This is a genomic window from Dyadobacter sp. CY356, assembly GCF_021440195.1.
GTDB lineage: Bacteria > Bacteroidota > Bacteroidia > Cytophagales > Spirosomataceae > Dyadobacter.
In genome coordinates this window covers 373,411-395,417 of the sequence record NZ_JAJTSZ010000005.1, presented here as the reverse complement: position 1 = coordinate 395,417, position 22,007 = coordinate 373,411, and the positions used below count along the sequence as shown (strand labels likewise).

At 39.7% G+C, this 22,007-nt stretch carries 22 protein-coding genes and 1 tRNA gene; 21 read left to right on the top strand and 2 right to left on the bottom strand.

The window, feature by feature from the left end:
* The first annotated feature begins 29 nt into the window (after nt 1-29).
* The 14 genes from rpsB to ftsZ all read left to right on the top strand — a co-directional run bounded on the left by rpsB (nt 30) and on the right by ftsZ (nt 13,914).
* Entirely contained in the window at nt 30-845 is an 816-nt protein-coding gene (gene rpsB, locus LXL81_RS18345) for a 30S ribosomal protein S2 (RefSeq protein WP_234648219.1), read from the top strand.
* Between the two features lie 203 nt (nt 846-1,048).
* Complete coding sequence (gene tsf, locus LXL81_RS18340; protein WP_234648218.1) at nt 1,049-1,885, top strand: translation elongation factor Ts; 837 nt, start codon at nt 1,049-1,051, stop codon at nt 1,883-1,885.
* A gap of 133 nt (nt 1,886-2,018) precedes the next feature.
* On the top strand, nt 2,019-2,660 hold the full coding sequence (locus LXL81_RS18335) for an RNA polymerase sigma factor (protein WP_234648217.1): 642 nt from the start codon (nt 2,019-2,021) through the stop codon (nt 2,658-2,660).
* 5 nt (nt 2,661-2,665) lie between these two features.
* A complete protein-coding gene (locus LXL81_RS18330) occupies nt 2,666-2,848 on the top strand; it encodes a hypothetical protein (protein WP_234648216.1) in 183 nt (60 codons plus the stop codon).
* A 54-nt stretch (nt 2,849-2,902) separates the two neighbouring features.
* Nucleotides 2,903-3,730: a mechanosensitive ion channel family protein gene (locus tag LXL81_RS18325; protein WP_234648215.1), complete on the top strand. Its 828-nt coding sequence runs from the start codon at nt 2,903-2,905 to the stop codon at nt 3,728-3,730.
* Nucleotides 3,731-3,751: 21 nt separating this feature from the next.
* Complete coding sequence (locus tag LXL81_RS18320; protein ID WP_234648214.1) at nt 3,752-4,714, top strand: DUF3078 domain-containing protein; 963 nt, start codon at nt 3,752-3,754, stop codon at nt 4,712-4,714.
* Between the two features lie 40 nt (nt 4,715-4,754).
* Nucleotides 4,755-5,087: a large-conductance mechanosensitive channel protein MscL gene (gene mscL, locus LXL81_RS18315; RefSeq protein ID WP_234648213.1), complete on the top strand. Its 333-nt coding sequence runs from the start codon at nt 4,755-4,757 to the stop codon at nt 5,085-5,087.
* 141 nt (nt 5,088-5,228) lie between these two features.
* Entirely contained in the window at nt 5,229-6,575 is a 1,347-nt protein-coding gene (gene murD / locus LXL81_RS18310; protein ID WP_234648212.1) for a UDP-N-acetylmuramoyl-L-alanine--D-glutamate ligase, read from the top strand.
* A gap of 10 nt (nt 6,576-6,585) precedes the next feature.
* Entirely contained in the window at nt 6,586-7,740 is a 1,155-nt protein-coding gene (locus LXL81_RS18305) for an FtsW/RodA/SpoVE family cell cycle protein (RefSeq protein ID WP_234648211.1), read from the top strand.
* A gap of 8 nt (nt 7,741-7,748) precedes the next feature.
* Nucleotides 7,749-8,846, top strand: a complete 1,098-nt coding sequence (murG, locus tag LXL81_RS18300) for an undecaprenyldiphospho-muramoylpentapeptide beta-N-acetylglucosaminyltransferase (RefSeq protein WP_234648210.1) — start codon at nt 7,749-7,751, stop codon at nt 8,844-8,846.
* Between the two features lie 39 nt (nt 8,847-8,885).
* Nucleotides 8,886-10,277 (top strand): UDP-N-acetylmuramate--L-alanine ligase, encoded by a 1,392-nt coding sequence (gene murC / locus LXL81_RS18295; protein WP_234648209.1) that lies wholly within the window; start codon nt 8,886-8,888, stop codon nt 10,275-10,277.
* A 25-nt stretch (nt 10,278-10,302) separates the two neighbouring features.
* Nucleotides 10,303-11,079 carry a cell division protein FtsQ/DivIB gene (locus tag LXL81_RS18290; protein ID WP_234648208.1) on the top strand — a complete coding sequence of 259 codons (777 nt, stop codon included), beginning with the start codon at nt 10,303-10,305 and terminating at the stop codon, nt 11,077-11,079.
* 15 nt (nt 11,080-11,094) lie between these two features.
* The gene (gene ftsA, locus LXL81_RS18285) at nt 11,095-12,444 is read left to right on the top strand and encodes a cell division protein FtsA (protein WP_234648207.1); all 1,350 of its coding nucleotides are present in this window, start codon (nt 11,095-11,097) and stop codon (nt 12,442-12,444) included.
* Nucleotides 12,445-12,486: 42 nt separating this feature from the next.
* Nucleotides 12,487-13,914 (top strand): cell division protein FtsZ, encoded by a 1,428-nt coding sequence (gene ftsZ, locus LXL81_RS18280; protein ID WP_234648206.1) that lies wholly within the window; start codon nt 12,487-12,489, stop codon nt 13,912-13,914.
* Between the two features lie 32 nt (nt 13,915-13,946).
* On the opposite strand, the gene LXL81_RS18275 is transcribed toward ftsZ, so the two are convergent.
* The gene (locus tag LXL81_RS18275) at nt 13,947-14,486 is read right to left on the bottom strand and encodes an NADPH-dependent FMN reductase (protein WP_234648205.1); all 540 of its coding nucleotides are present in this window, start codon (nt 14,484-14,486) and stop codon (nt 13,947-13,949) included.
* Nucleotides 14,487-14,748: 262 nt separating this feature from the next.
* On the opposite strand from LXL81_RS18275, the gene accD reads away from it, so the two are divergent.
* Together accD and LXL81_RS18265 are read left to right on the top strand one after the other, a co-directional pair.
* Entirely contained in the window at nt 14,749-15,591 is an 843-nt protein-coding gene (gene accD / locus LXL81_RS18270) for an acetyl-CoA carboxylase, carboxyltransferase subunit beta (RefSeq protein WP_234648204.1), read from the top strand.
* A 1-nt stretch (nt 15,592) separates the two neighbouring features.
* Nucleotides 15,593-16,570, top strand: coding sequence for a radical SAM protein (locus LXL81_RS18265; RefSeq protein WP_234648203.1), 978 nt, complete (start codon nt 15,593-15,595; stop codon nt 16,568-16,570).
* On the opposite strand, the gene LXL81_RS18260 is transcribed toward LXL81_RS18265, so the two are convergent.
* Entirely contained in the window at nt 16,571-17,050 is a 480-nt protein-coding gene (locus tag LXL81_RS18260; RefSeq protein ID WP_234648202.1) for a nuclear transport factor 2 family protein, read from the bottom strand.
* Between the two features lie 61 nt (nt 17,051-17,111).
* Here LXL81_RS18260 and smpB point away from each other — a divergent pair, with 61 nt between their 5' ends.
* The 5 genes from smpB (at nt 17,112) to LXL81_RS18235 (ending at nt 21,980) form a co-directional block, all read left to right on the top strand.
* Nucleotides 17,112-17,570, top strand: coding sequence for an SsrA-binding protein SmpB (smpB, locus tag LXL81_RS18255; protein WP_194123907.1), 459 nt, complete (start codon nt 17,112-17,114; stop codon nt 17,568-17,570).
* Nucleotides 17,571-17,735: 165 nt separating this feature from the next.
* Nucleotides 17,736-18,248, top strand: a complete 513-nt coding sequence (locus LXL81_RS18250) for an HNH endonuclease (RefSeq protein ID WP_234648201.1) — start codon at nt 17,736-17,738, stop codon at nt 18,246-18,248.
* Between the two features lie 183 nt (nt 18,249-18,431).
* Entirely contained in the window at nt 18,432-20,297 is a 1,866-nt protein-coding gene (gene rpsA / locus LXL81_RS18245; protein ID WP_234648200.1) for a 30S ribosomal protein S1, read from the top strand.
* Between the two features lie 68 nt (nt 20,298-20,365).
* Nucleotides 20,366-20,436, top strand: a tRNA-Cys gene (locus LXL81_RS18240).
* A gap of 242 nt (nt 20,437-20,678) precedes the next feature.
* On the top strand, nt 20,679-21,980 hold the full coding sequence (locus LXL81_RS18235) for a c-type cytochrome (RefSeq protein WP_234648199.1): 1,302 nt from the start codon (nt 20,679-20,681) through the stop codon (nt 21,978-21,980).
* Nucleotides 21,981-22,007 lie beyond the last annotated feature (27 nt).

Sequence of the window (22,007 nt, the reverse complement as noted above, 5' to 3'; positions counted from 1 at the left end):
TTATTAATCTTATAAATTCAAATTTGGCAATGGCACAAATAGAATATAAAGACCTATTGGATGCAGGTGTGCATTTTGGTCACCTTACCCGCAAGTGGGATCCCCGTATGGCTCCATATATCTTTATGGAAAAAAACGGTATTCACATCATTGACCTGAACAAAACACTTAGCTGCGTAGAATCAGCTGAAGCTGCTTTGAAACAGATCGTTCGTTCAGGACGTAAGATCATGTTTGTGGCTACTAAAAAACAAGCGCAGGAAATCGTAACGGAAGAGGCAAAACGCCTTAAAATGCCTTACGTAACTGATCGTTGGTTAGGTGGTATGCTTACAAACTTTGGCACAATTCGCAAGTCTTTGAAAAAAATGCAGACTCTTGAGAAGATGCTTAAAGACGAAACCACGGTTAGCAATATCGCGAAAAGAGAACGCCTGATGCTTACACGTGAAAAGGACAAATTGGAAAGAGTGTTAGGTGGTGTAGCTGACTTAACGCGCCTTCCTGCTGCACTTTTCATCGTTGATGTGAAACGTGAACATATTGCGGTTTCAGAAGCAAAAAGATTGAACATCCCTATTTTTGCTATCTGTGATACAAACTCAAACCCTGAATTGGTTGATTTCCCAATTCCAAGTAATGATGATGCTTACAAAGCGATCTCATTGATTACTTTGGCAATTGGTAAGGCAATCGAAGAAGGTCTTATGGAACGCAAGCAGGATAAAGACGATCAGCGTCTTGTAGAGGAAGAAGAAGCCAAACGTCAGGTTGACAAAGGTGGTGAAGAAGCTGCTGCTGCACCTCGTGCGGAAGTTCCGGCAATTGAAAGTGACGAAGAATAGTCAGGGCGATATGAACAGGGTTTTTTAATTGCTCTTGTTCTTTCTGATAGATAAAGTAGCCCATAGCCATTTGCTATGGGCTACAGTTTTTTAAAATTCAAATTGAAAAATAGTTAACCTCCTATCGTTAACATTTGCTTAATCTGTTAATCAAAGGAATTGAACTGTTTTGTAAAAAGTTTTTAACCATTTAGAAATAAGTCATGGCAATTACCGCTCAAGATGTAAATAAACTTCGCCAGATGACTGGTGCAGGTATGATGGATTGTAAAAAAGCACTTCAGGAAGCTGATGGTGATTTTGACAATGCTGTTGATATTCTACGTAAACAAGGTCAAAAAGTTGCTGCAAAACGTGCTGACAACGAAGTAGCAGAAGGAACCGTATTGGTAGCGATCAGCGCTGACGGTACTAACGGGAAACTTGTTGCTTTCGCTTGCGAAACTGAACCAGTTTCTAACGTTGAAGATTTCAAAACGCTTGCACAAAGCATTTTGGATAAAGCCGTTGCTGACGATATCCAGGATAAAGAATCTTTACTTGCTGCGACTTTGGCTGATGGCCGTCCGGTAAGTGAAAACATCGTTGACCTTGTTGGTAAACTAGGAGAGAAACTGGTTATCGCTGCTTACGAAAATGTAACGGCTGATCAGGTTGTTTCTTACATCCACTCAAATGGAAAACTTGGTGTACTGGTAGCGTTCGAAGGCGTTAACGGAACAGACGTTAGCGAACTTGGAAAAGACGTTGCTATGCAGATTGCTGCAATGAAGCCGGTTGCTCTTGACAAAGACGGTGTTGATTCAGCAACAGTTGAACGCGAAATCGAAGTTGGTAAAGAACAAGCGCGTGCAGAAGGCAAGCCAGAAGCTATGCTTGAAAAAATCGCTCAGGGCAAATTGCAGAAATTCTACAAAGACAATACTTTGTTGAACCAGGAATTTGTTAAAGATTCTTCACTTACAATCCGCCAATTGGTTGAGAAAACTGCTAAGGGTTTGACTGTAAAGTCATTCAAAAGAGTAGCAATTGGAGCATAAGTAAAAAAAATATTTAAAAAATTAAAACAACGCCTGACGTATACTTGTATACCAGGCGTTGTTTTTGTTATTTGCCGTCATAAAAATATTTTTTACACACTAAATAAGGCTTGCTCTGTTACTTTTTACATGTATGGCAGTCAAAACGTTTAAAGAAGAACTGAAAGAAAATAATTATACCGACGAAGAGTTGGTAAAGTTATTTGTGGATACGCAGCGTAACCACTATTTCGAAAAATTGTACTCGCGGTATGCTGATAAGGTTTATCATAAGTGCCTGTCTTTTATCAAAGATTCGGCGAAAGCTGAGGATCTCACACATGATATCTTTTTAAAACTGATATTCAAGTTGGGTACCTTCAAAGAAGACGCCAAATTCTCAACCTGGTTGTATTCTATTACGTACAACCATTGTATGGATCAGCTTCGTTCCAACAAAAAAAGAGGAGAAGTATATCAGGATGAGCCCATGGAAGTGCCTGATGATATAGATCTTAATAATCTTTTTGATGGGGATGATATCGAAGCGAGAAATCTTAAAACTGCACTGGATCATCTCACAGTGGATGAAAAAGGTATTTTATTTATGAAATACACCGATGATCTTAGTATCAGAGACATTGCAGATATATTTAAAATAACGGAAAGCGCTGTAAAAATGCGCCTTCTCAGATCACGGGAAAAACTCCGCAAGAAATACCTGGAGACCATTATCTTCCTGGGTATATTCTTCGTCAAAATGGTAGAATTAATCAGGTATTTTATAAACAGTTGAAAATTATGTCCTCAGGAAATACAGTTTTTAAAGATTTAGAGTCTACTGAGGAAGTACCAGCCTACCTAAAAAGAGCCTTGGTTTCAGAGGTCAACACAATCAGGGATACGATGCATGTTGTTGAACACTTTACAGAGCATTTTATAAACACGCTGATTGTCAGTCTTTCCATTGACGGTACAGATTAATAAAACCAGTAATATCAGGATTACCACTCAGAACACACATTTTACTCTCTCAATATGAACAACCTTCCTAACATTTCAGAAATTTTAATTAACACTTTTAATACATTAATCAATCAGTTTGTCATTTTTGTCCCGCGGGTAATTGGCTGTTTTATTATCATAGCAATCGGCTATCTGGTAGCGAAGGGCATTACAATTGTCATTAGAAAAGTACTGAGTTCAATTGGATTCGATCGTATCGGGGATAAATTGAATGAAATTGGACTGATCAAACAGCTTAAAACGGAAATCAGGCTGAGCAACATCGTTGCAAAAGTTGTTTACTACTTCATTCTGTTAATTTTCCTTACTGCTGCTACCGAAACATTAGGGGTAGATGCCATCACAAGTATGGTCCTATCGTTAGTTAATTTTATTCCGAAATTAATTGCTGCGGCTGTTATGCTCCAGATCGGAATTATGATTTCGGATGCCATTAAAGGCGCTGTTGTTGCTACCTGTAAATCTTTTAATATTCCATCCTCCAAGCTCATTGGAAATATTGCATTTGTCTTCTTTCTGATCATCACGTTTATTAGTGCGTTAGGGCAAATCGGGATAGAAACCACCTTGCTTGAATCCAGTTTTATTCTTGTAATAGGCGGTGTAATCCTTTCTTTTTCATTGGGTTATGGAATTGCCTCAAAAGATGTTCTATCAAATATCATTTCTTCATTTTACAGTCGTAAAAATTTTAGAGAAGGCCAGGTTATCAAAATTGATGATGTTAAAGGAGTCATCACCAAGATTGATAATACTACGGTAACCATTGTGAACGATACCACCACTACAATACTGCCATTACAGTTTTTTCAGACCCGGCAGGTTGAAATTTTTAATTAAATCGTTAAATTTTGAATAAGCATGAGTTTGAAAATTACCTTCCGCACACTAATTATTTGTTTATTATTCATCGCATCCAGGGGCGCTTCTGCACAGGATGATATCACAAAAAAAGTTGATCTCACCAATTCTCTGAGCGGTACGAGGCTGAAAGTTAAAGGTGATACGACCTGGAAAAAAGTAGAATTTGGAGTCAATCTTACACAGGGATCTTTTAGCTCAAACTGGACAGGCGGTGGTGTTAGCTCCATTGCATTTGGTGCATTATTTAACGCACTTAGCGAAAAGAGAACTGGCAGACATTCATGGAGAAATGATTTTCAGTCTCAGTACGGTATTGTCAAAAATAAATCCCAGGGAAGCCGAAAAAATCTTGACCGCATCTTTTTTGACACCAAATACAATTACGAGTTAACTGATAAATGGAGTTTGTTTGCCAACTTCAACCTTTTGTCGCAATTCGCAAACGGATATACCTATCCATCATCCAATTCAGTAGATTCTGTTGGATTCAGAAAAAAGGTTTCCGGACTATTTGCACCTGCCTATCTCACAGAAGCAATAGGTATTGAGTATCGTCCTGCACCTTACTTTTTTATTGATATCGCTCCCGGTGCAGTACGGCAGACTATTGTTTCAGACAAAAATTTATATCTGAATATTCCATTAAATTATGGCGTAAAAATTGGAAAAAGATTTCATAATGAAGTCGGTATAGTACAATTAGTAGCCAATTTTGATAAGGAAGTTGTGAAGGATTTGAATCTGAAATTCAGGTATCAATTATTTACTGCATATAACAAGAACCAGATTACAGATAAAAGGGAATTTAAAAATGACCACAGACTGGACGCTATGGTAACTGCAAAAATTGCTAAATACTTTAACGTCAACCTGGGAGCGATTGTAATCTATAACAAATCGCAGGTTGATGATATTCAGTTTGCGCAGGGATTGAGTATTGGGTTTTTATATACATTTTAAGTAGATTTATCCCACATACATTTAACCTAAGACTTATTATATGCTGAAGGAATTTAAAACGTTTATTGCGCAAGGAAATGTGCTTGATCTGGCTGTCGGTGTTGTTATCGGCGCAGCTTTCGGGAAAATCACAACTTCGCTGGTTGAAGACATCATCAATCCTATTTTGGGGCTAATCATTGGCGGTGTTGATTTCACACAATTAAAAATCGTACTAAAAGAAGCGGTTGACAAAACACCGGAAGTTTCCATTAAGTATGGTAATTTCATCCAGACGCTTATCCAGTTTGTGATTATTGCATTGGTTATTTTTATGATTGTAAAAGCCGCAAATCGTTTAAGATTATCTGAATCTCAAAAAAAGCCAGAATAAATTTCAGATACGACATATAATTTAAGGGGTATGATTTCATGCCCCTTTTTTTGTGAGACCTATTTTAAAAGAAAGCGTAAAAAATTCTTCATTGAAAGAGATTAAACTGCGTACTTTACTTCTTAGTTAAAATTTGAAAATATGTTGCAGAAAAAACTCGTCGTATTAGGTGGTGGAGAAAGCGGAATAGGAGCGGCAATACTTGGTAAATTAAAGGGATTTGATGTTTTTTTATCGGATCGGAGTCCAATCAGTGATAAATACCGTGAAGTGTTACTTCGCGAAAATATAAATTTTGAAGAAGGTTTTCATACAGAATTATTAATTCTTGATGCTGATGAAGTAGTGAAAAGTCCGGGGATCCCTGATAAAGCACCTATTGTTAAAGCATTGGTAGATAAGGGAATATCCATTATTTCTGAAATAGAATTTGCTTCCCGGTACACCAATGCCAAGCTGATAGCGATTACGGGAAGCAATGGAAAAACGACCACTTCGTTACTTACTTATCATCTTTTACGGGAAGCCAAACTGAATGTCGGTCTTGCCGGAAATATCGGTGAGAGCTTTGCTTTGCAGGTGGCGGAAAAGGATTTTGATTATTATGTGTTGGAAATCAGTAGTTTTCAGTTAGACAATATCATTGATTTTCATCCTAATATTTCCGTAATTCTAAATATCACACCAGATCATCTCGACCGTTATAATTACGATTTTCAGAATTACGTAAATTCGAAATTTAATATCATTCAGAATCAGACCACTGATGATGATTTCATATACTTTTCAGATAGTGAGGTAATTACATCTGAACTTCTGAAAAGAAATGTTCTTGCCAGAAAATGGGCCATTTCATTAAACGATAATCTTTCGAAAGGCGGATATCTGGCCAACCAAAAACTCGTTTCACAAAGAGACGGTGAACATTACGAACAGGATTTTTCAGAACTTCCAATAAAAGGGCCGCATAATGCGGTTAATGCTTTGGCGGCAATTCTCGTCGCACAGTCGGTTGGGCTGAGTTCTGATGTAATAAAAAGTGGCCTGATGTCATTTGTAAATGCACCCCATCGTTTGGAACAGGTGGCTGTGCTGGATGGCGTCACTTTTGTAAATGATTCGAAAGCGACCAATGTTGATTCTGTTTTTTATGCTTTGGGAAGTTTTGAACAACCGATCGTGCTGATTGCCGGCGGCGTTGATAAAGGAAATGATTATAGTCAGATAGCAGATCTTGTAAGAAAAAAAGTGAAAGCACTGATCATTTTAACACCTGATTTTAAAAAATTACAGGAATATTTTGGCGAAATTGTTCCTGAAATTTACGTAACAGAGGATGTTCAGGATGCCGTAAGTCAGGCTCAGAAATGGAGCGTTGCAGGAGATGTCGTATTACTTTCACCTGCCTGCGCCAGTTTCGATTTATTCAAAAATTATGAAGACCGTGGCGATAAATTCAAACAAGCCGTTAAGAACTTAATAAGCTAGCGCAAGCATCATGGATGGTTTTCAAAAAGTAAGGGAAGAAACACAGGCATGGTTTTCCAGAAATCTCAAAGGAGATCCCTGGATCTGGGGTATTTGTATCGGCATGTTACTTTCGAGTATCGTCGTGGTTTATAGTGCTAGTGTAAAGGATGCATATAGCGTAAAACAGGGAAATACTGAATATTATTTATTCAAACATTCTGTTTTGTGTTTTCTTTCACTGCTGATTATGTTTTTTGTACATCGCATACCCTACATCAAATTTGTGTACGTGACACGTATGGCAGTTTGGAGTTCTATACTGCTGCTCATTTTTGCCATGTTTTTTGGTCGGTCTGTTAATGAAGCCTCACGCTGGATTGAAATACCCATTATCGGTCAGCGTTTCCAACCATCCGAGTGGGCGAAGGTTGCATTGATCGCGCATTTATCATTGATTCTTGCAAGGCATATCAAAGGCGGATGGAATACCAGAGAATTATTCATGGAGCCGCTGGCGCTGGTCGGTGTGGTCTGCGGGCTGATTTTTACAAGTAATGTTTCTACGGCTTTCATGCTTGCCGGTATATGCTTTTTGTTAATGTTTGTTGGTAAAGTGCCCATTCACTATTTGCTCTTTACAGCGTTGGGACTGGTATTTTTTGCGGGTGTTGCGATTTTGCTGAATTCGACACAAAGGTCAAATACGGCGCAAAACAGGATTAGTTCTTTTCTGGATAAAGATGTGGTTGTTTATCAATCGCAGCAATCCTATATGGCTATGGCCCGGGGCGGATTGTATGGCGAAGGCGTTGCAAAAAGCCGGCAAAGAAGGTTTCTTCCTGAACCGCAAAAGGATTTTATTTTTGCCGTGGTGGTTGAGGAATATGGAACACTGGGTGGAACTGCCCTCATGATACTATATCTCATTTTACTATTCCGCGGTTTAAAAGCAATTGAAGCTACCAAACGGCCTTTCGGTGGCTTGTTATCCGCCGGATTAACCTTTGTTGTAGTAAGTCAGGCATTTTCTGCCATGGCGGTAACGGTAGGGTTAGTGCCGGTAACCGGTCAGACACTGCCATTTTTTAGTCAGGGCGGGACTTCTCTGTTATTTACAGGTGTTGCCATGGGCATGATCCTAAGTGTCAGCAGAGGAGAAAAAATGGATGAGCAAAAGATTTAACAATTTGTATGTCAAAAAGAGTAATTATTAGCGGAGGCGGTACTGGCGGACATATTTATCCTGCCATCGCGATTGCCAATGCTTTGAAGGAGATTGAACCAGGTATCGAAATTTTGTTTGTAGGAGCATTGGGCAAGATGGAAATGGAGAAAGTCCCCCGTGCCGGATATAATATTATTGGTTTGCCCATCGTAGGAATCAAAAGAGAAATTTCCATCGATAATCTGGCTTTTCCTATGAAGCTGACCCGCAGTTTATGGAAAGCAAGATCCGTTATAAAAGATTTTAAACCGGACGTCGCCATTGGCGTTGGTGGTTTTGCCAGCGGACCTTTGCTGATGATTGCATCTTTGCTTGGAATACCGACGCTTATTCAGGAACAAAATTCCTATGCAGGAATAACGAATAAACTTTTAGCAAAAAGAGCGAGCCGGATTTGTGTGGCTTATCCGGGTATGGAAGCTTTTTTTCCAAAAGAAAAGATAAAGGTTTACGGAAATCCTGTCAGAAGCGATATTGTTGACGTTACTTCAAAAAGGTCAGAAGCGCTGGCTTATTTCGGTTTTCAGGAAGATCGTAAAACGCTTTTTGTCATGGGAGGAAGCCTGGGTGCAAAATCCATTAATGAAAGTTTAAATGCAGGTATTGCTGATTTGGTAAAAGCCGGCTATCAGGTTTTGTGGCAAACTGGAAAAGGATTTATCAGTACCGCACAGGCAACAGTTTCGGCTTTAAAATCGAATTCGGCAAAGGTTTTTGAATTTATATACGAAATGGACCTGGCTTATGCTGTTGCAGATGTTGTCGTTTCACGTGCAGGAGCCCTATCGGTTTCAGAATTGTGTTTAGCAGTAAAACCAACGATTTTGATACCATTTCCTTTCGCTTCGGAAGATCACCAAACCAAAAATGCGATGAATCTGGTGGAGCAGGATGCGGCTGTTTTTATCAAAGATTCCAGTGCTGCCGAAGAATTAATACCAGGAGCTTTGACCTTGCTGGGTGATGAAAAACGTCAGGAGGAGCTGAAAATAAATATTAAAAAATTGGCTAAACCAACTGCTGCTTATGATATCGCAGCAGAAGTGCTGAAATTAATTAAGTAGTCTTCAAAATTATAATTATAAAATATTACCAAGGATTTTATGAATGACTGGAAATACATCTATTTTGTTGGCATTGGCGGAATTGGGATGAGCGCTTTGGCCCGGTGGTTCAAAGCCAATTCGTTTCAGGTGGCGGGATATGACAAAACTTTGACACCACTTGTAAAAACGCTGATTTCGGAAGGTATTCCTGTTAATCTGGAAGACGAAATTGAAAACATTCCGGCAGAATTTATTGCCGATCCTTCGCAAACGCTCATTGTTTATACCCCTGCCGTTCCGGTTCAGCATAAACAGATGAATTACTTCAGGCAGGAAAATTTTATGATCCTGAAAAGATCACAGGTTTTAGGTTTGCTTACAAAGAATTTGAAAACAGTAGGAGTGGCCGGTACACACGGAAAAACGACAACTTCTTCTATCGTTGCCCACATTTTACGATATGCAGATGTAAATACAACTGCTTTTTTGGGTGGAATAACTCAGAATTATGGTACCAATTTGTTGCTTAATGCCCCGACTGAAAATCTTAGTGAAGTAGTCTGTGTTGTGGAGGCTGATGAATTTGATCGTTCGTTCTTAACACTTTTTCCTGAGATCGCAATTGTAACTTCCACCGATGCAGATCACCTTGATATTTACGGAAAACATGAAAATGTGCTGGAATCTTTCAGGGAGTTTGTGGGTCAGATTGATGAAGACGGAGCCTTATTTATGAAAAAAGGGCTTGATCTGGCGTCAAGTACAAAGGCAAAAGTTTTCACTTATTCATTAACAGAAGGTGATTATTACGCTGATAATATTCGCATTGAGAATGCACGATTCGTTTTTGATATTGTTTATCCGGAGGGCATAATTGAAAATGTGGCCATGAAAATTCCGGGATATCATAACATTGAAAATTCACTTGCGGCCAGTGCCGTAGCATTGTATCTCGGTGTTTCTTCTGAAAATATAAAAGGTGCACTGGAAAGTTATAAAGGTGTAAAAAGACGTTTTGAGTATCAGGTTGAATTACCGTCCAAAGTTTACATTGATGACTACGCTCACCATCCGGCAGAGATTGAGGCATTTTTGTCATCCATAAAAGCACTATATCCGGGAAGACACGTGACGGGAATTTTTCAACCACATTTGTTTACAAGAACACGGGATTTTGCTGATGGATTTGCAGAAAGTCTTTCAATGGTAGACAGGCTGCTACTTTTAGAAATTTATCCGGCAAGAGAATTACCAATTGAAGGTGTAAATTCCGATATGTTATTAGACAAAATAACAATCTCAGATAAAAATTTGGTAACCAAAAAAGATGTTTTGGACCTTTTACCGAAATTAAATACTGATATTGTAGTGACAATTGGCGCAGGTGATATTGACACACTTGTGGAGCCTATAAAAATTCTACTACAAAACCCATTTAGTAATAATTAGTCACCGCATTTTTAAAATTACTAAGATGTTACGTAAATTTGACAATTCCTGGCATTGGATTAAACGTAGCTTGTGGCTCATTTTGCCTATTGCCGGAATTGGAATGGCGGAAAGTCGCCTTGGTAATCAGCGGTGTAACAACATTGTCATCACAATTGATGGCGATTCGGGAATGCGTTTTCTGGATAAAACAGATATTCAGATGCTGCTTACCGAAAATGGAGGAGACCCATTATTGGGTAGCAGATTAAGAGATGTTCATCTTTCGGACCTGGAAAACAGGGTGCGAAAGAATAAACTTGTAAAAAAATGTCAGGTTTTTCGTGACCTAAAGGGTAATGTCGTCGTAGAAGTTGAGCAGGAAAAACCACTTGCAAGATGGATCAATACTTCCAAAAGTGGAGAGTGGCGTAATACCTCGGGATACTATATTAATGATGAAGGCGTTTTTTTTCCTTTATCAGAAAGTTTTTCAGCGAGAACGCTGTTGGTTTCAGGACCTTTTTTTACCAGTTCGAAAGAAATGAAAACAAAAAAGGGAATGATGGTAATGGATTTGATTCGTTTTTTGAATACAAATGAATTTTGGAAAGCGCAGGTTGCTGAAATGTATGTGGACAAAGACGGGGAAGTCCTGTTAACCACAGTTTTAGGTGATCAGCGGGTGGAGTTGGGTATGGCAGAAGATTTTGAATCGAAATTCAGTAAACTTAGTATTTTTTATGATAAAGTACTTAGTAAAGACTGGAGTAGATATTCAAAAATTAGTGTTAAGTTTCAAGATCAAATAGTTTGTGAATAATAATTCACCATCAGCATGGCACAGGATAATATTGTAGTAGGAGTAGATATTGGAAGCACGAAAATTACCGTAGTAGCAGCGCAAGGCACATCAACGGGATCTCGTTTTGACAATATTGAGATTTTGGGATTTAGTGAGGTTCTTGTGCCTGAAGGAGCCGTGATTAATGGTTCGGTTGAAAATATAATGCAGGTTGGTGACGCAATTCGTGAAGCATTACATGAAGCGTCGTCGCGTTCTGATTTGGATATAGGAGTTGTTAATGTAAGTTTCAGCGGATCACATGTCAGGGTTTCTGCACAGAGTGATGGCGTTATAAGGCCTACATCATCCACAGGTGATGAAGTTACCCAAAAGGATGTAGATCAGTTGGTTGATGATATGTACCGGGCAAAAACAGAAGCAAATTATGACGTGCTTCATGTTTTACCTATGGAATTTGTAGTAGATAGTTCGATGGGTGTCCGTCAGCCTGTGGGCAGAACCGGAATAAAACTCGGAGGGCATTTTCTTATTGTTTCAGCAAACAATCAATCTATTCAGCGTACGAAGAAAAGTCTTTTGGAAGCAGATTCTCATCTGAAATTTGACAAAATGATATACGCTCCTCTTGCAACCAGCCTTGCTGTTTTGGATGAGGGTGAAATGAAAGCGGGTATTGCCATGGTCGATATTGGTGACCATACTACTGATCTGGTTATTTATTATGATGGCATTATTCGTCATATCGCATCTTTCCCGATTGCGGGCAGGCATATTACGGCTGATCTGCGTACCGGTTGCGGAATTCAGTTAGGCAATGCTGAAAAATTAAAAAAAGAACACGGCGTAGCAATTTCTGCGGATGTTCCGCTGAATATTGAAGTTTTGGTCAATTTCCTGGCCGGCCGTGCACCTAAGCAGGTTTTAAAGAAAAATGTTGCTCTGATTATTGAAGAAAGACTTAAGGAAATTGCAGCGATGGTTTATGCTGAAATCCTTAAATCCGGATATGAAGAGAATCTTATTGGCGGAATCGTTCTGACAGGCGGAACGGCCAATATTCCTGAAATTGAAATTTTATTTGAAAAAGTTACCAATATGCCTGTTCGGGTTGGATTGCCCGAACGTCTGGCACATACTGCCAAAGCCGATGCTGTAAGCAATACCTCCTACTCCACTGCGATAGGATTAGCCTGGGCTGGTATTAAGTCAATTGATCCGCGCATAAAATCAATATGTAAACCTCCTGTAAATCTAAGTGCCCCGTTAAGAGAACCCATTACACAGACTAAACCAAAGGAATTGAAAAAAGTACCAAAAGATGATGGTTCGTTTTGGGACCGCATCATTGGCCGCAAGGATGACAGTATAGGAGACTATTGAAAGTAAAGGAAGAAATTGCACTAATATCAACAACCCCGGACTATGAATAAAAATTTGTTGCACTCTTTAGACCAGGACTACATTGTGAACGAAATCGTCAAGGAAACCAACGGAGTCATGTCCGAACCTGCTATCATTAAGGTGATAGGTGTTGGAGGCGGAGGAAGCAATGCAGTCAACTACATGTTTGAAAAGAAAATCAAAGATGTGGAATTCGCCGTTTGTAATACCGACAGGCAGGCATTGGCCAATAGCCCGGTACCCGTAAAGATACAACTTGGTGCTACCTTAACCCAGGGACTGGGGGCAGGAACTGATGCAACAAAAGGAAAAGAGGCTGCCCTTGAAACAATCGAAGAAATAAAAGCTTTGCTTGGAGGTTCCACGCAGATGGTTTTTATTACGGCTGGTATGGGCGGTGGAACCGGAACCGGAGCAGCGCCTGTGATTGCACAGCTTGCAAAGGAAATGGGTAAACTTACAGTGGCCGTTGTAACCGCACCTTATACCTGGGAGGGGCTTGACAAAAAGGAGCAGGCACTTGAAGGTATTGAGCAGCTGAAAGAATTTAGTGATACTGTACTGGTTGTATTGAATGATAAACTGGAAGAGCTTTACGAAGACATGACATTGACCCAGGCTTTTGCCGAGGCGGATGGAATTCTTCTAAATGCTGTAAAAAGTATTTCTGAGATCATTACGACCAACGGGAATATAAATACGGATTTTAAGGACGTTGAGAAAGTTCTGAAAAACGCCGGACAATCTGTAATGGGTACTGCCGAAGCGACGGGTGTTGATCGCGCGCAGCTTGCCATTAAAGAAGCATTGGATTCGCCTCTTCTGAACGACCGCGATATCCGAGGTGCAAAACGTATCCTTGTTACGCTTGCAACCAGCAAGAAACGCGAGGCTACGATGAAAGAACAGCGTGAAATCTGGCGTTATGTGCTTTCACAGGTAGGTGGTGAAGCAAGAATGTTTAAGCTGGGTACAATCACGGATGATTCTCTTGGAGATAAATTACGTGTTACGATTGTAGCTGCTGGTTTTGACAGTATTGAATCACCAATTCCAGGCATTGAATTAAAAAATGGATTTACCGGTAGAACGCAACCTCAGGAAGTAGTTGTTGAAGCTCCGTACGTTGAAGAATCCGTTCAGGAAATGATTCTTACACAGGAACTTGAAGAAAACACAGCCACGAGTTCAATTGATTTCATGGTGGATCCTGATGTGATCGCTATGGATAACAGAGCTTACACACATGTTTCTTACGTTGATCTGGAAGATAGCAATGAATGGTCTAATGAAGAGACTGCAAAATTGGAAGCCATGATCAAATCTTTCCAGGGAGGTTTGGTGAAATGGGGAGATCTTGAAGGACCTGCTTACCGTCGCAGCCACATTGAATTGTGGAAACGACCTTCAATTCCTGCAAATGAAATGGAACAACATTGGTTAAAATAAATAAGAGAGGAGCCATTAGGCTCCTTTTCTTTTTAAAACCGGATAATTTGTTCGGCCTGAATTTCAAGCAATTCTTTGTATAATGGATTGGTAATTTCGTTGTCAACAAAATGAGATTGTATCTGGGCTAATTTTACTCTCAGGGCCAGCGTATTCATTCCAAGATAACTAAAAATATCATTCATATGGCTTAATGCTAGAATCGCTCCATGCATGTTAGAGGATAAACCAACCAGTGCTGCTTTTTTATTTGTAAAACTATTTGGATAAGGAAGTCCGTCGATAAAAGCCTTTAACACGCCCGGATAGGATCCGTTATATTCCGGTATAATAAAAATGAACTTCTCAGCTTCGTCAATATGTCTTTTTAAATTATTGAAAGCGTCATTTTTACCACTGTTACCATAAAGCGCGCTAACAGTAAAATCATGTGGTAAATCAACCAGATCAAGAATTGTGCTTGGAGTGTTGGATTGGGCGAGAAGCTTCTGATAATATTCTGCAACACTTCGTGACCTGGAGTTTGGCCGGTTGGTACCAACAATAATCACAATGGGGGGAATCGCTGACATACTTTATAATATACGAATTGAAATCGTTTGGTTAAGTCGTTGTAAGTGTTGATGAATTGAATTGGCAACAAGTTAAAAGTATTTTTTGTTCGTAACCAACCGCCAATATCAAGTGTTATATCAAAGCACTGAAATTCAATGCGCAATCCCTGCTTGATGATACCAAACATTTATTAGTATATTTGCGCCCTGATTTCATCATGAATGTTAGATAAAAAGTTTGTTTACAGACTACATCAAAAGATATTAACCCACTAAAAATATGTCCTGGTTTATTCGGAAAGAAAAAGGCATCAATACACCTACGGAAATGAAGCGCGAAGCGCCGGATGGGTTGTGGTATCAATGTTCAAATTGTAAGAAAATTACTGCTACAAGAGAGCACAAATTAAACGCTTACACTTGTCCGCATTGTAACTACCACGAAAAGGTGGGCTCTGATGTTTATTTTGAATTATTGTTTGATGATAATAAATATACCGAGCTTGATGCGGATATGACTTCCGGTGATCCTTTGCATTTTGTAGATACCAAAGCTTACCCTGACCGTATTAAAGCAACCCAGGCAAAAACGGGACTAAAGGATGCCGTGCGTACAGGTCACGGAAAAATGAACGACGTGAAAGTTGTGATCGCCTGTATGGATTTCAATTTCATCGGTGGTTCAATGGGTTCTGTGGTTGGAGAGAAAATCGCTCGTGCAATCAACTATTCAATCAAACACAAGCAGCCATTTTTAATGATTTCCAAATCTGGTGGTGCGCGTATGATGGAAGCTGGTTTTTCATTGATGCAAATGGCAAAAACTTCTGCAAGACTTGCTTTATTATCCGAAGCGAAAATTCCTTATATATCATTATTAACAGATCCAACCACTGGTGGTGTGACAGCATCCTATGCCATGTTGGGCGATTTTAATATTTCAGAGCCGGAAGCTTTGATCGGTTTTGCCGGTCCGCGTGTTATCCGTGAAACAATTGGTAAAGATCTTCCAAAAGGATTTCAAAGTGCTGAATTTGTTTTGGAGCACGGATTCCTCGATTTTATTGTTGACCGTAAAGATTTAAAAGATAAACTAAGCAGTCTGTTAACGATGCTGAAATAATATGCGTTTAATCTCCCATCCTGTCCTGTGTAACTACTACGTAACGTATCGCTGCAATGCGTCCTGTGGTTTTTGCGACATATGGGAGAAACCTTCGCCTTATATTACGGTTGAAAATCTTAGAGAAAATATCCGCGATCTGAAAAGATTGGGTGTGAAAGTTATAGACTTCACAGGTGGAGAGCCTTTGCTCCACCGGCAGCTTGATGTTTTACTTCGGGAAGCAAAAGAGCAGGGGATGATTACCACCGTTACGAGCAACGGATTGCTTTATCCAAAATATGCAGAAAAACTGCGTGGACTGGTTGATATGCTTCATTTTTCTCTTGATTCTCCGGATCGTGATGAACATGATAAGTCCAGGAATGTAAAATGTTTCGATAAAGTGATGGAGTCGATTCAGATTGCGCGGGCGATGGGTGAAAGGCCGGATATCATTTTTACAGTTTTTGAAGATAATGTTGATCAGATAAAACGGATGTGGGAAGAAATCTGCCTGCCTAATAATCTGATCCTGATTTTAAATCCGGTTTTTGAATACAATGGCGTAGGCGGTAATCTTTCAGAACAGACCTTGAAAGAATTACTCTGGTGGGGAAAACAGAAAAATATTTATCTTAACGAAGCTTTTATTCAGTTAAGGCTGGACGGAGGAAATCACGTAGATGACCCGATCTGCAAAGCCGCCAGTACCACCATCGTTATTTCTCCTGAAAATAAACTTGTTCTTCCCTGTTATCATCTTGGTTTAAAAGACTTTCCGATTGAAGGGAATCTTTATGACCTCTATCATTCTGACGAGGTTCAGAAACTGGTTGCTTTGGAAGGAAAATTGCCTGCTTGCGAAGGTTGCGCAATCAATTGTTACATGCAGCCCTCTTTCGCCGTTGAAGTGAATAAATATTGGTGGAAGGCTTTGCCAAGTACGATCAAGTATAATCGTATCAAAGGCACCTGGAAGCAAATGTTAAAAATCTAGTTACAGGCAATTTGTTTTTCTTCTGGTATCAGTAATCGTATTGATTTTCCAGCCGTTTTTTGTTTTGATCATGGTGAACACGTTAACACCACAATGAGAAAACGTATCGCCGCGGTAAAATTTGTAAGGCGCCCAGACAATGGCCATCGGTCCGTCCACCGAAATTTTTACATCATAAATTCTTTCATCCCATTTTTCGGTGTGTGGTTTTCCAATCGCAGCAACAAAATCATCGGTTTTGCTAACATGCGTCATCACCGAATCTTTTGCATTTGTTGAAACAGAAGTTAAAGTGGATTGTGGAATAAAAACACTTCTGACAGTAGAAGAATCGCCGGATCGCATTCCATCAAATAATTTATCAACCGAAGCTCTTACAGCAGCATCCTGCGACTGAGCCTTTACGATTTGTTTCGAAAAAATTAAAACAACCACAAAAAGGAGAAATTTAAATCGATGCATATAACTCGTTTTTTTCATTTGTTGGTATAGTTTTAGCAAAACCGTAATTTTGCAGACCTTTTTGTGTTAGGAATATAATATGTCAGAAAAATTAGTAAAAAAAGTTGATATCCGAAACAGACGTGCGTCGTTCGAATATTTTTTTCTTGAAGAGTTTACAGCAGGCTTGTCACTGACAGGAACTGAAATAAAATCAATACGTCAGGGTAAAGTAAATCTTACTGATGCATATTGTCTTTTTATGGATGGGGAATTGTATGTTCGCAGCATGCACATTTCCGTTTATACGGAAGGAACGCACTGGAATCATGATCCTTTGCGTGATCGTAAGCTTTTGCTTACAAAACGGGAAATGAGAAAACTAAGTGAAAATCTGAAAGATCAGGGATTAACGATTGTTCCGGTTAAGCTTTTCACAACCGATCGTGGTTTTGCCAAATTACATATTGCTTTAGCAAAAGGTAAAAAGCTTTATGACAAAAGGGATAGTATTAAGGAAAAGGATCTGAAACGGGAAAGTGACCGCTCAGACTATTAACCGCTCGCCGCTGAGAGTTAGCTATTTAATGACTTGCCCGGAAAATTTCCGTATATTTAAATCTCAGGCGGAACAGAGAAGTCTTTTTTAACAATAATTGAATTTTACGAAACGTTTTTTTAGGTAAATTTCCTATATTGTGGGAATTAATTGCCGTAAAGACTCATGGGTAAAGTTCTGGTTCTTAATCAAGATTATAGCGCGCTTAGCGTTTGCACAGTGCCAAAAGCATTTCTCTTAGTTTATTTAAACAAAGCAGAATTGCTGGCTGAGTCGCCGACTCATTTTCTCAGGACTGTAAGGGATAATTATCCAATGCCGGTCGTCATCCGGCTGAATAGCTACATTCATCTTCCTTATCGCGGTGTGGTCATGACCCGTCACAATATTTTTAAAAGGGACGGAAACCGATGTCAGTACTGTGGGACGCATGACCATCTGACGCTGGATCATGTTATGCCAAAATCGAGAGGAGGAAAAACAACCTGGGATAATTTAGCTACGGCCTGTAAGCGGTGTAATTCAAAAAAAGGGGATTATACTCCGGAAGAAGCCGGGATGCATTTACGACAGCGTCCGTTCAGGCCATCTTTTTTAATGTTCATCCGCGATTTCTCAGGATTTACAGATGCAGAATGGCTGCCTTATCTTGGCGTAAAAGAAAGAGCAGTTAACTGATTGAAACTCCCCCACTTCGCCTGTTTTGGCAACTTATAATTTTTTTCTAAATCAAATCCTAGAGAACTGGATTTTTATTTAGAAAATACCTACCTTTGCGTCCTCTTTTTAAATAACAAGTCAAACTAATTTTCGACTGCGTGGCTCGCCAGTTGATGTAATCGAGAGCTTTAATTCCTATTTATGTCTAAGGAAAAACAAACACAAGTATTGCCTGATTTCGATTGGGAAAAAGCAGAAGACAAAGGATTCGGTACAGGCTATTCAGCTGCTGACCGTACTCGTTTTGAAGAAATGTACGAAACAACAATTTCTCCTGTTCAGGAAAAAGAAGTTGTTAAAGGTGTGGTTGTAGGTATTACAGACCGCGAGGTGATTCTTAACATCGGTTTCAAATCTGATGGTATCGTTTCATTCAATGAATTCCGTGACTTGCCAGCTTTGAAAATTGGTGACGAAGTGGAAGTTTATGTAGAAAACCAGGAAGACGCACAAGGTCAGCTTGTTCTTTCACGTAAAAAAGCAAAAGTAATTACTGCATGGGATAACATCCAGAAATCGTTTGACGAGGATGTAGTAATCGATGCTAACGTAAAGAGAAGAACCAAAGGTGGTCTTATTGTAGATATATTTGGTATCGAAGCTTTCTTGCCAGGTTCACAAATTGACGTGAAACCAATTCGTGATTTCGACATTTTCGTTGGAAAACGTATGGAAGTGAAAGTTGTTAAGATTAACTACGCAAATGATAACGTTGTAGTTTCTCATAAAATATTGATCGAAAAAGATCTTGAAGCACAACGTCAGCAAATTCTTAATAACCTGGAAAAAGGACAAGTTCTTGAAGGTGTTATTAAGAACATGACAAACTTCGGTGTGTTCATCGATCTTGGAGGTGTTGACGGTTTGTTGCACATCACAGATATTTCCTGGGGTCGTATCAACCACCCGTCAGATCTTTTGGCACTTGACCAGAAGCTTAACGTTGTGGTTCTTGATTTTGACGAAGAGAAAAAACGTATCTCTCTTGGCTTGAAACAACTTCAGTCTCACCCATGGGATTCGTTGTCAGAAGATATTCAGGTTGGATCGAAAGTTACAGGACGTATTGTTAACGTTGCTGATTACGGCGCTTTCCTTGAAATCAAGCCAGGTGTTGAAGGTTTGATCCACGTATCTGAAATGTCATGGTCTCAGCACCTGCGCAATCCTCAGGAGTTTATGAACGTAAACGATGAGATCAATGCAGTTGTATTGACACTTGACCGTCAGGAACGCAAAATGTCTCTTGGTATCAAACAACTTACTGAAGATCCTTGGACTCAGGGTTCATTGAAAGAAAAGTATGCAATTGGTACGCGTCACAAAGGTGTGGTACGTAACCTTACCAACTTCGGTTTGTTTATCGAACTTGAAGAAGGTATTGACGGACTGGTTCACGTTTCTGACTTATCATGGACTAAGAAAATCAAACATCCTTCGGATTTCGTAAAAGTTAACGACGAACTTGAAGTTGTTGTTCTTGAACTTGACGCTGACAACCGTCGTCTTGCACTTGGACACAAACAACTTGAAGAAAATCCATGGGATACTTTTGAAACAATCTTTGCTGTTGGATCTGTTCACCGTTCTACAATCGTAGCAAAAGGAGACAAATTCGCAACTTTGGAATTGCCATACGGTATCGAAGGAATCGCAGCTGTGAAAAACCTTACGAAAGAAGATGGTACTTTTGCTGAAGTTGGAGAAAGCCTAGACTTCACTGTTCTTGAGTTCTTGAAAGACGAAAAGAAAATCGTTCTTACGCACTCAAAAGTGAAACCTTCTGCTGCACCTGCTGCTGAGGAGAAAAAAGAAGAAAAAGCTGCTAAGCCTGCAACTGCAAGCCCCGCAAAAAATACATCTAATAACACAGAAAGTTCTGCCAAAGAAGGAGAGAAATCTACCTTTGGTGACCTAAGTGTACTTTCAGCTTTAAAGGAGCAATTTGAAGAAACTGAAAGAAAAGGAAAAAAAGTAACTAAAAAAGACGACGAAACTGAGGAGTAGTCAATTTTTTTAATACTTTTGCACCCGGGTTAGCAGTAAGCGGGTAATTTCTTCTGCTAACCCGATCTGGTTCCGTGGCCGAGCGGCTAGGCAGAGGTCTGCAAAACCTCGTACAGCGGTTCGAATCCGCTCGGAACCTCGTCATAAATATCTTGAGAAAATACCATTTGAAAAAGGCGTTTTTTAGCTTTCTTTCAAATGGTATTTTTTTGCTAAAACATTGAAAGTCAATGGATACCAGTGACTTGCGTTATTCTGACACGAATAATCAAATTAGAAGAATTATAAATAAGTGAGTACTTTAAAATATCCCCCAAATACTTTTGTGGATAAAAAATCGTACACTAGATTTGTCTGTTGAAGTATTATGAATAGTTGATTATGAAAATACCATTCCGAGAAGACTCTAAGTTTTGTTCCTTCTTTCCCAGCTCAAAATCGTTTCTGGCTATTATTGTAGCTATTCTCTTAAGTACCTGTAGCTTATCATGGGCTCAGGATAGTACGGCTGCTGCCGGTGCTGCCCCCGCGGCCGCTGCTGGTGGCGGAGATGCTGCTAAGGGTGAAACGTTATTTAAAAACAATTGTGCTCAATGCCACGCACCTACTGACGAAAGAATTGTAGGTCCCGGTTTGAAAGGTGCAACTACCCGTAACAGCATTGAGTGGATTACGAAATGGGTTCACAATTCACAAGCGGTTATCGCCTCCGGTGATCCTTACGCTGTGAAAATTTACAACGAATACAGCAAAGCTCAGATGACAGCTTTCCCGAATTTAACGGCAGATGACATCAAAGGGATTTTTGCATATGTTGATAAAGCGGGTGCCGCTCCGGCTCCTGCCGCTGCTGCTGCTGGTGGAGCTGCTCCTGCCGCAGGTGCTGCACAATCTGGCGGACCTTCTGATCTTTTCATGATTGTTCTTGTTGCATTGGTGGTTGTAATGCTCTTAGTATTAGGGGTTTTACTTGTCATTGTAACGATCCTTTCGAAAGCCGTTAGCGGTGGAGATGCAGAAACTGCGACAAAAGGAGACTTCATGTCACGCCTTGGTAATTCTCTTAAAGGTATTGCCGGTGATCCTGCGATTCGTTCTGCAACCATCTGGATTTTCATTCTTTTAGTGATGAAAGTTACCATCGACGGAGCCTACAGTGTAGGTGTTCAGCAGGGATATGCTCCTAAGCAACCAATTTCTTTCTCGCACAAACTTCATGCAGGAGAGTATAAAATTGATTGTAATTATTGCCACACAGGTGTGAACAGAGGTAAATCTGCACATATTCCATCTGCGAATATTTGTATGAACTGTCACGGTGTTATTAAAAAAGAATCACCTGAAATTCAAAAAATATACACTTCAATAGAGAATAACACCCCTATTGAATGGGTACGTGTACATAACCTTCCTGATCTTGCTTATTTCAATCACTCCCAACATGTTAATGTTGCTGGATTGGAATGTGAAAATTGCCACGGAGATATCGCTAAAATGGAAGTTATCCAGCAGCGCTCTTCATTAACAATGGGTTGGTGTATCGATTGTCACCGCAAAACTGACGTAAATACAAAAGGAAACGAGTATTACGACAAAATGGTACAATTACACGCATCAGATAGTAAAGAAGCTTTAAAAGTAGCTGATATCGGTGGTCTTGAATGTTCTAAGTGCCATTACTAATCACTGCAAATAGATACTAGAATACAA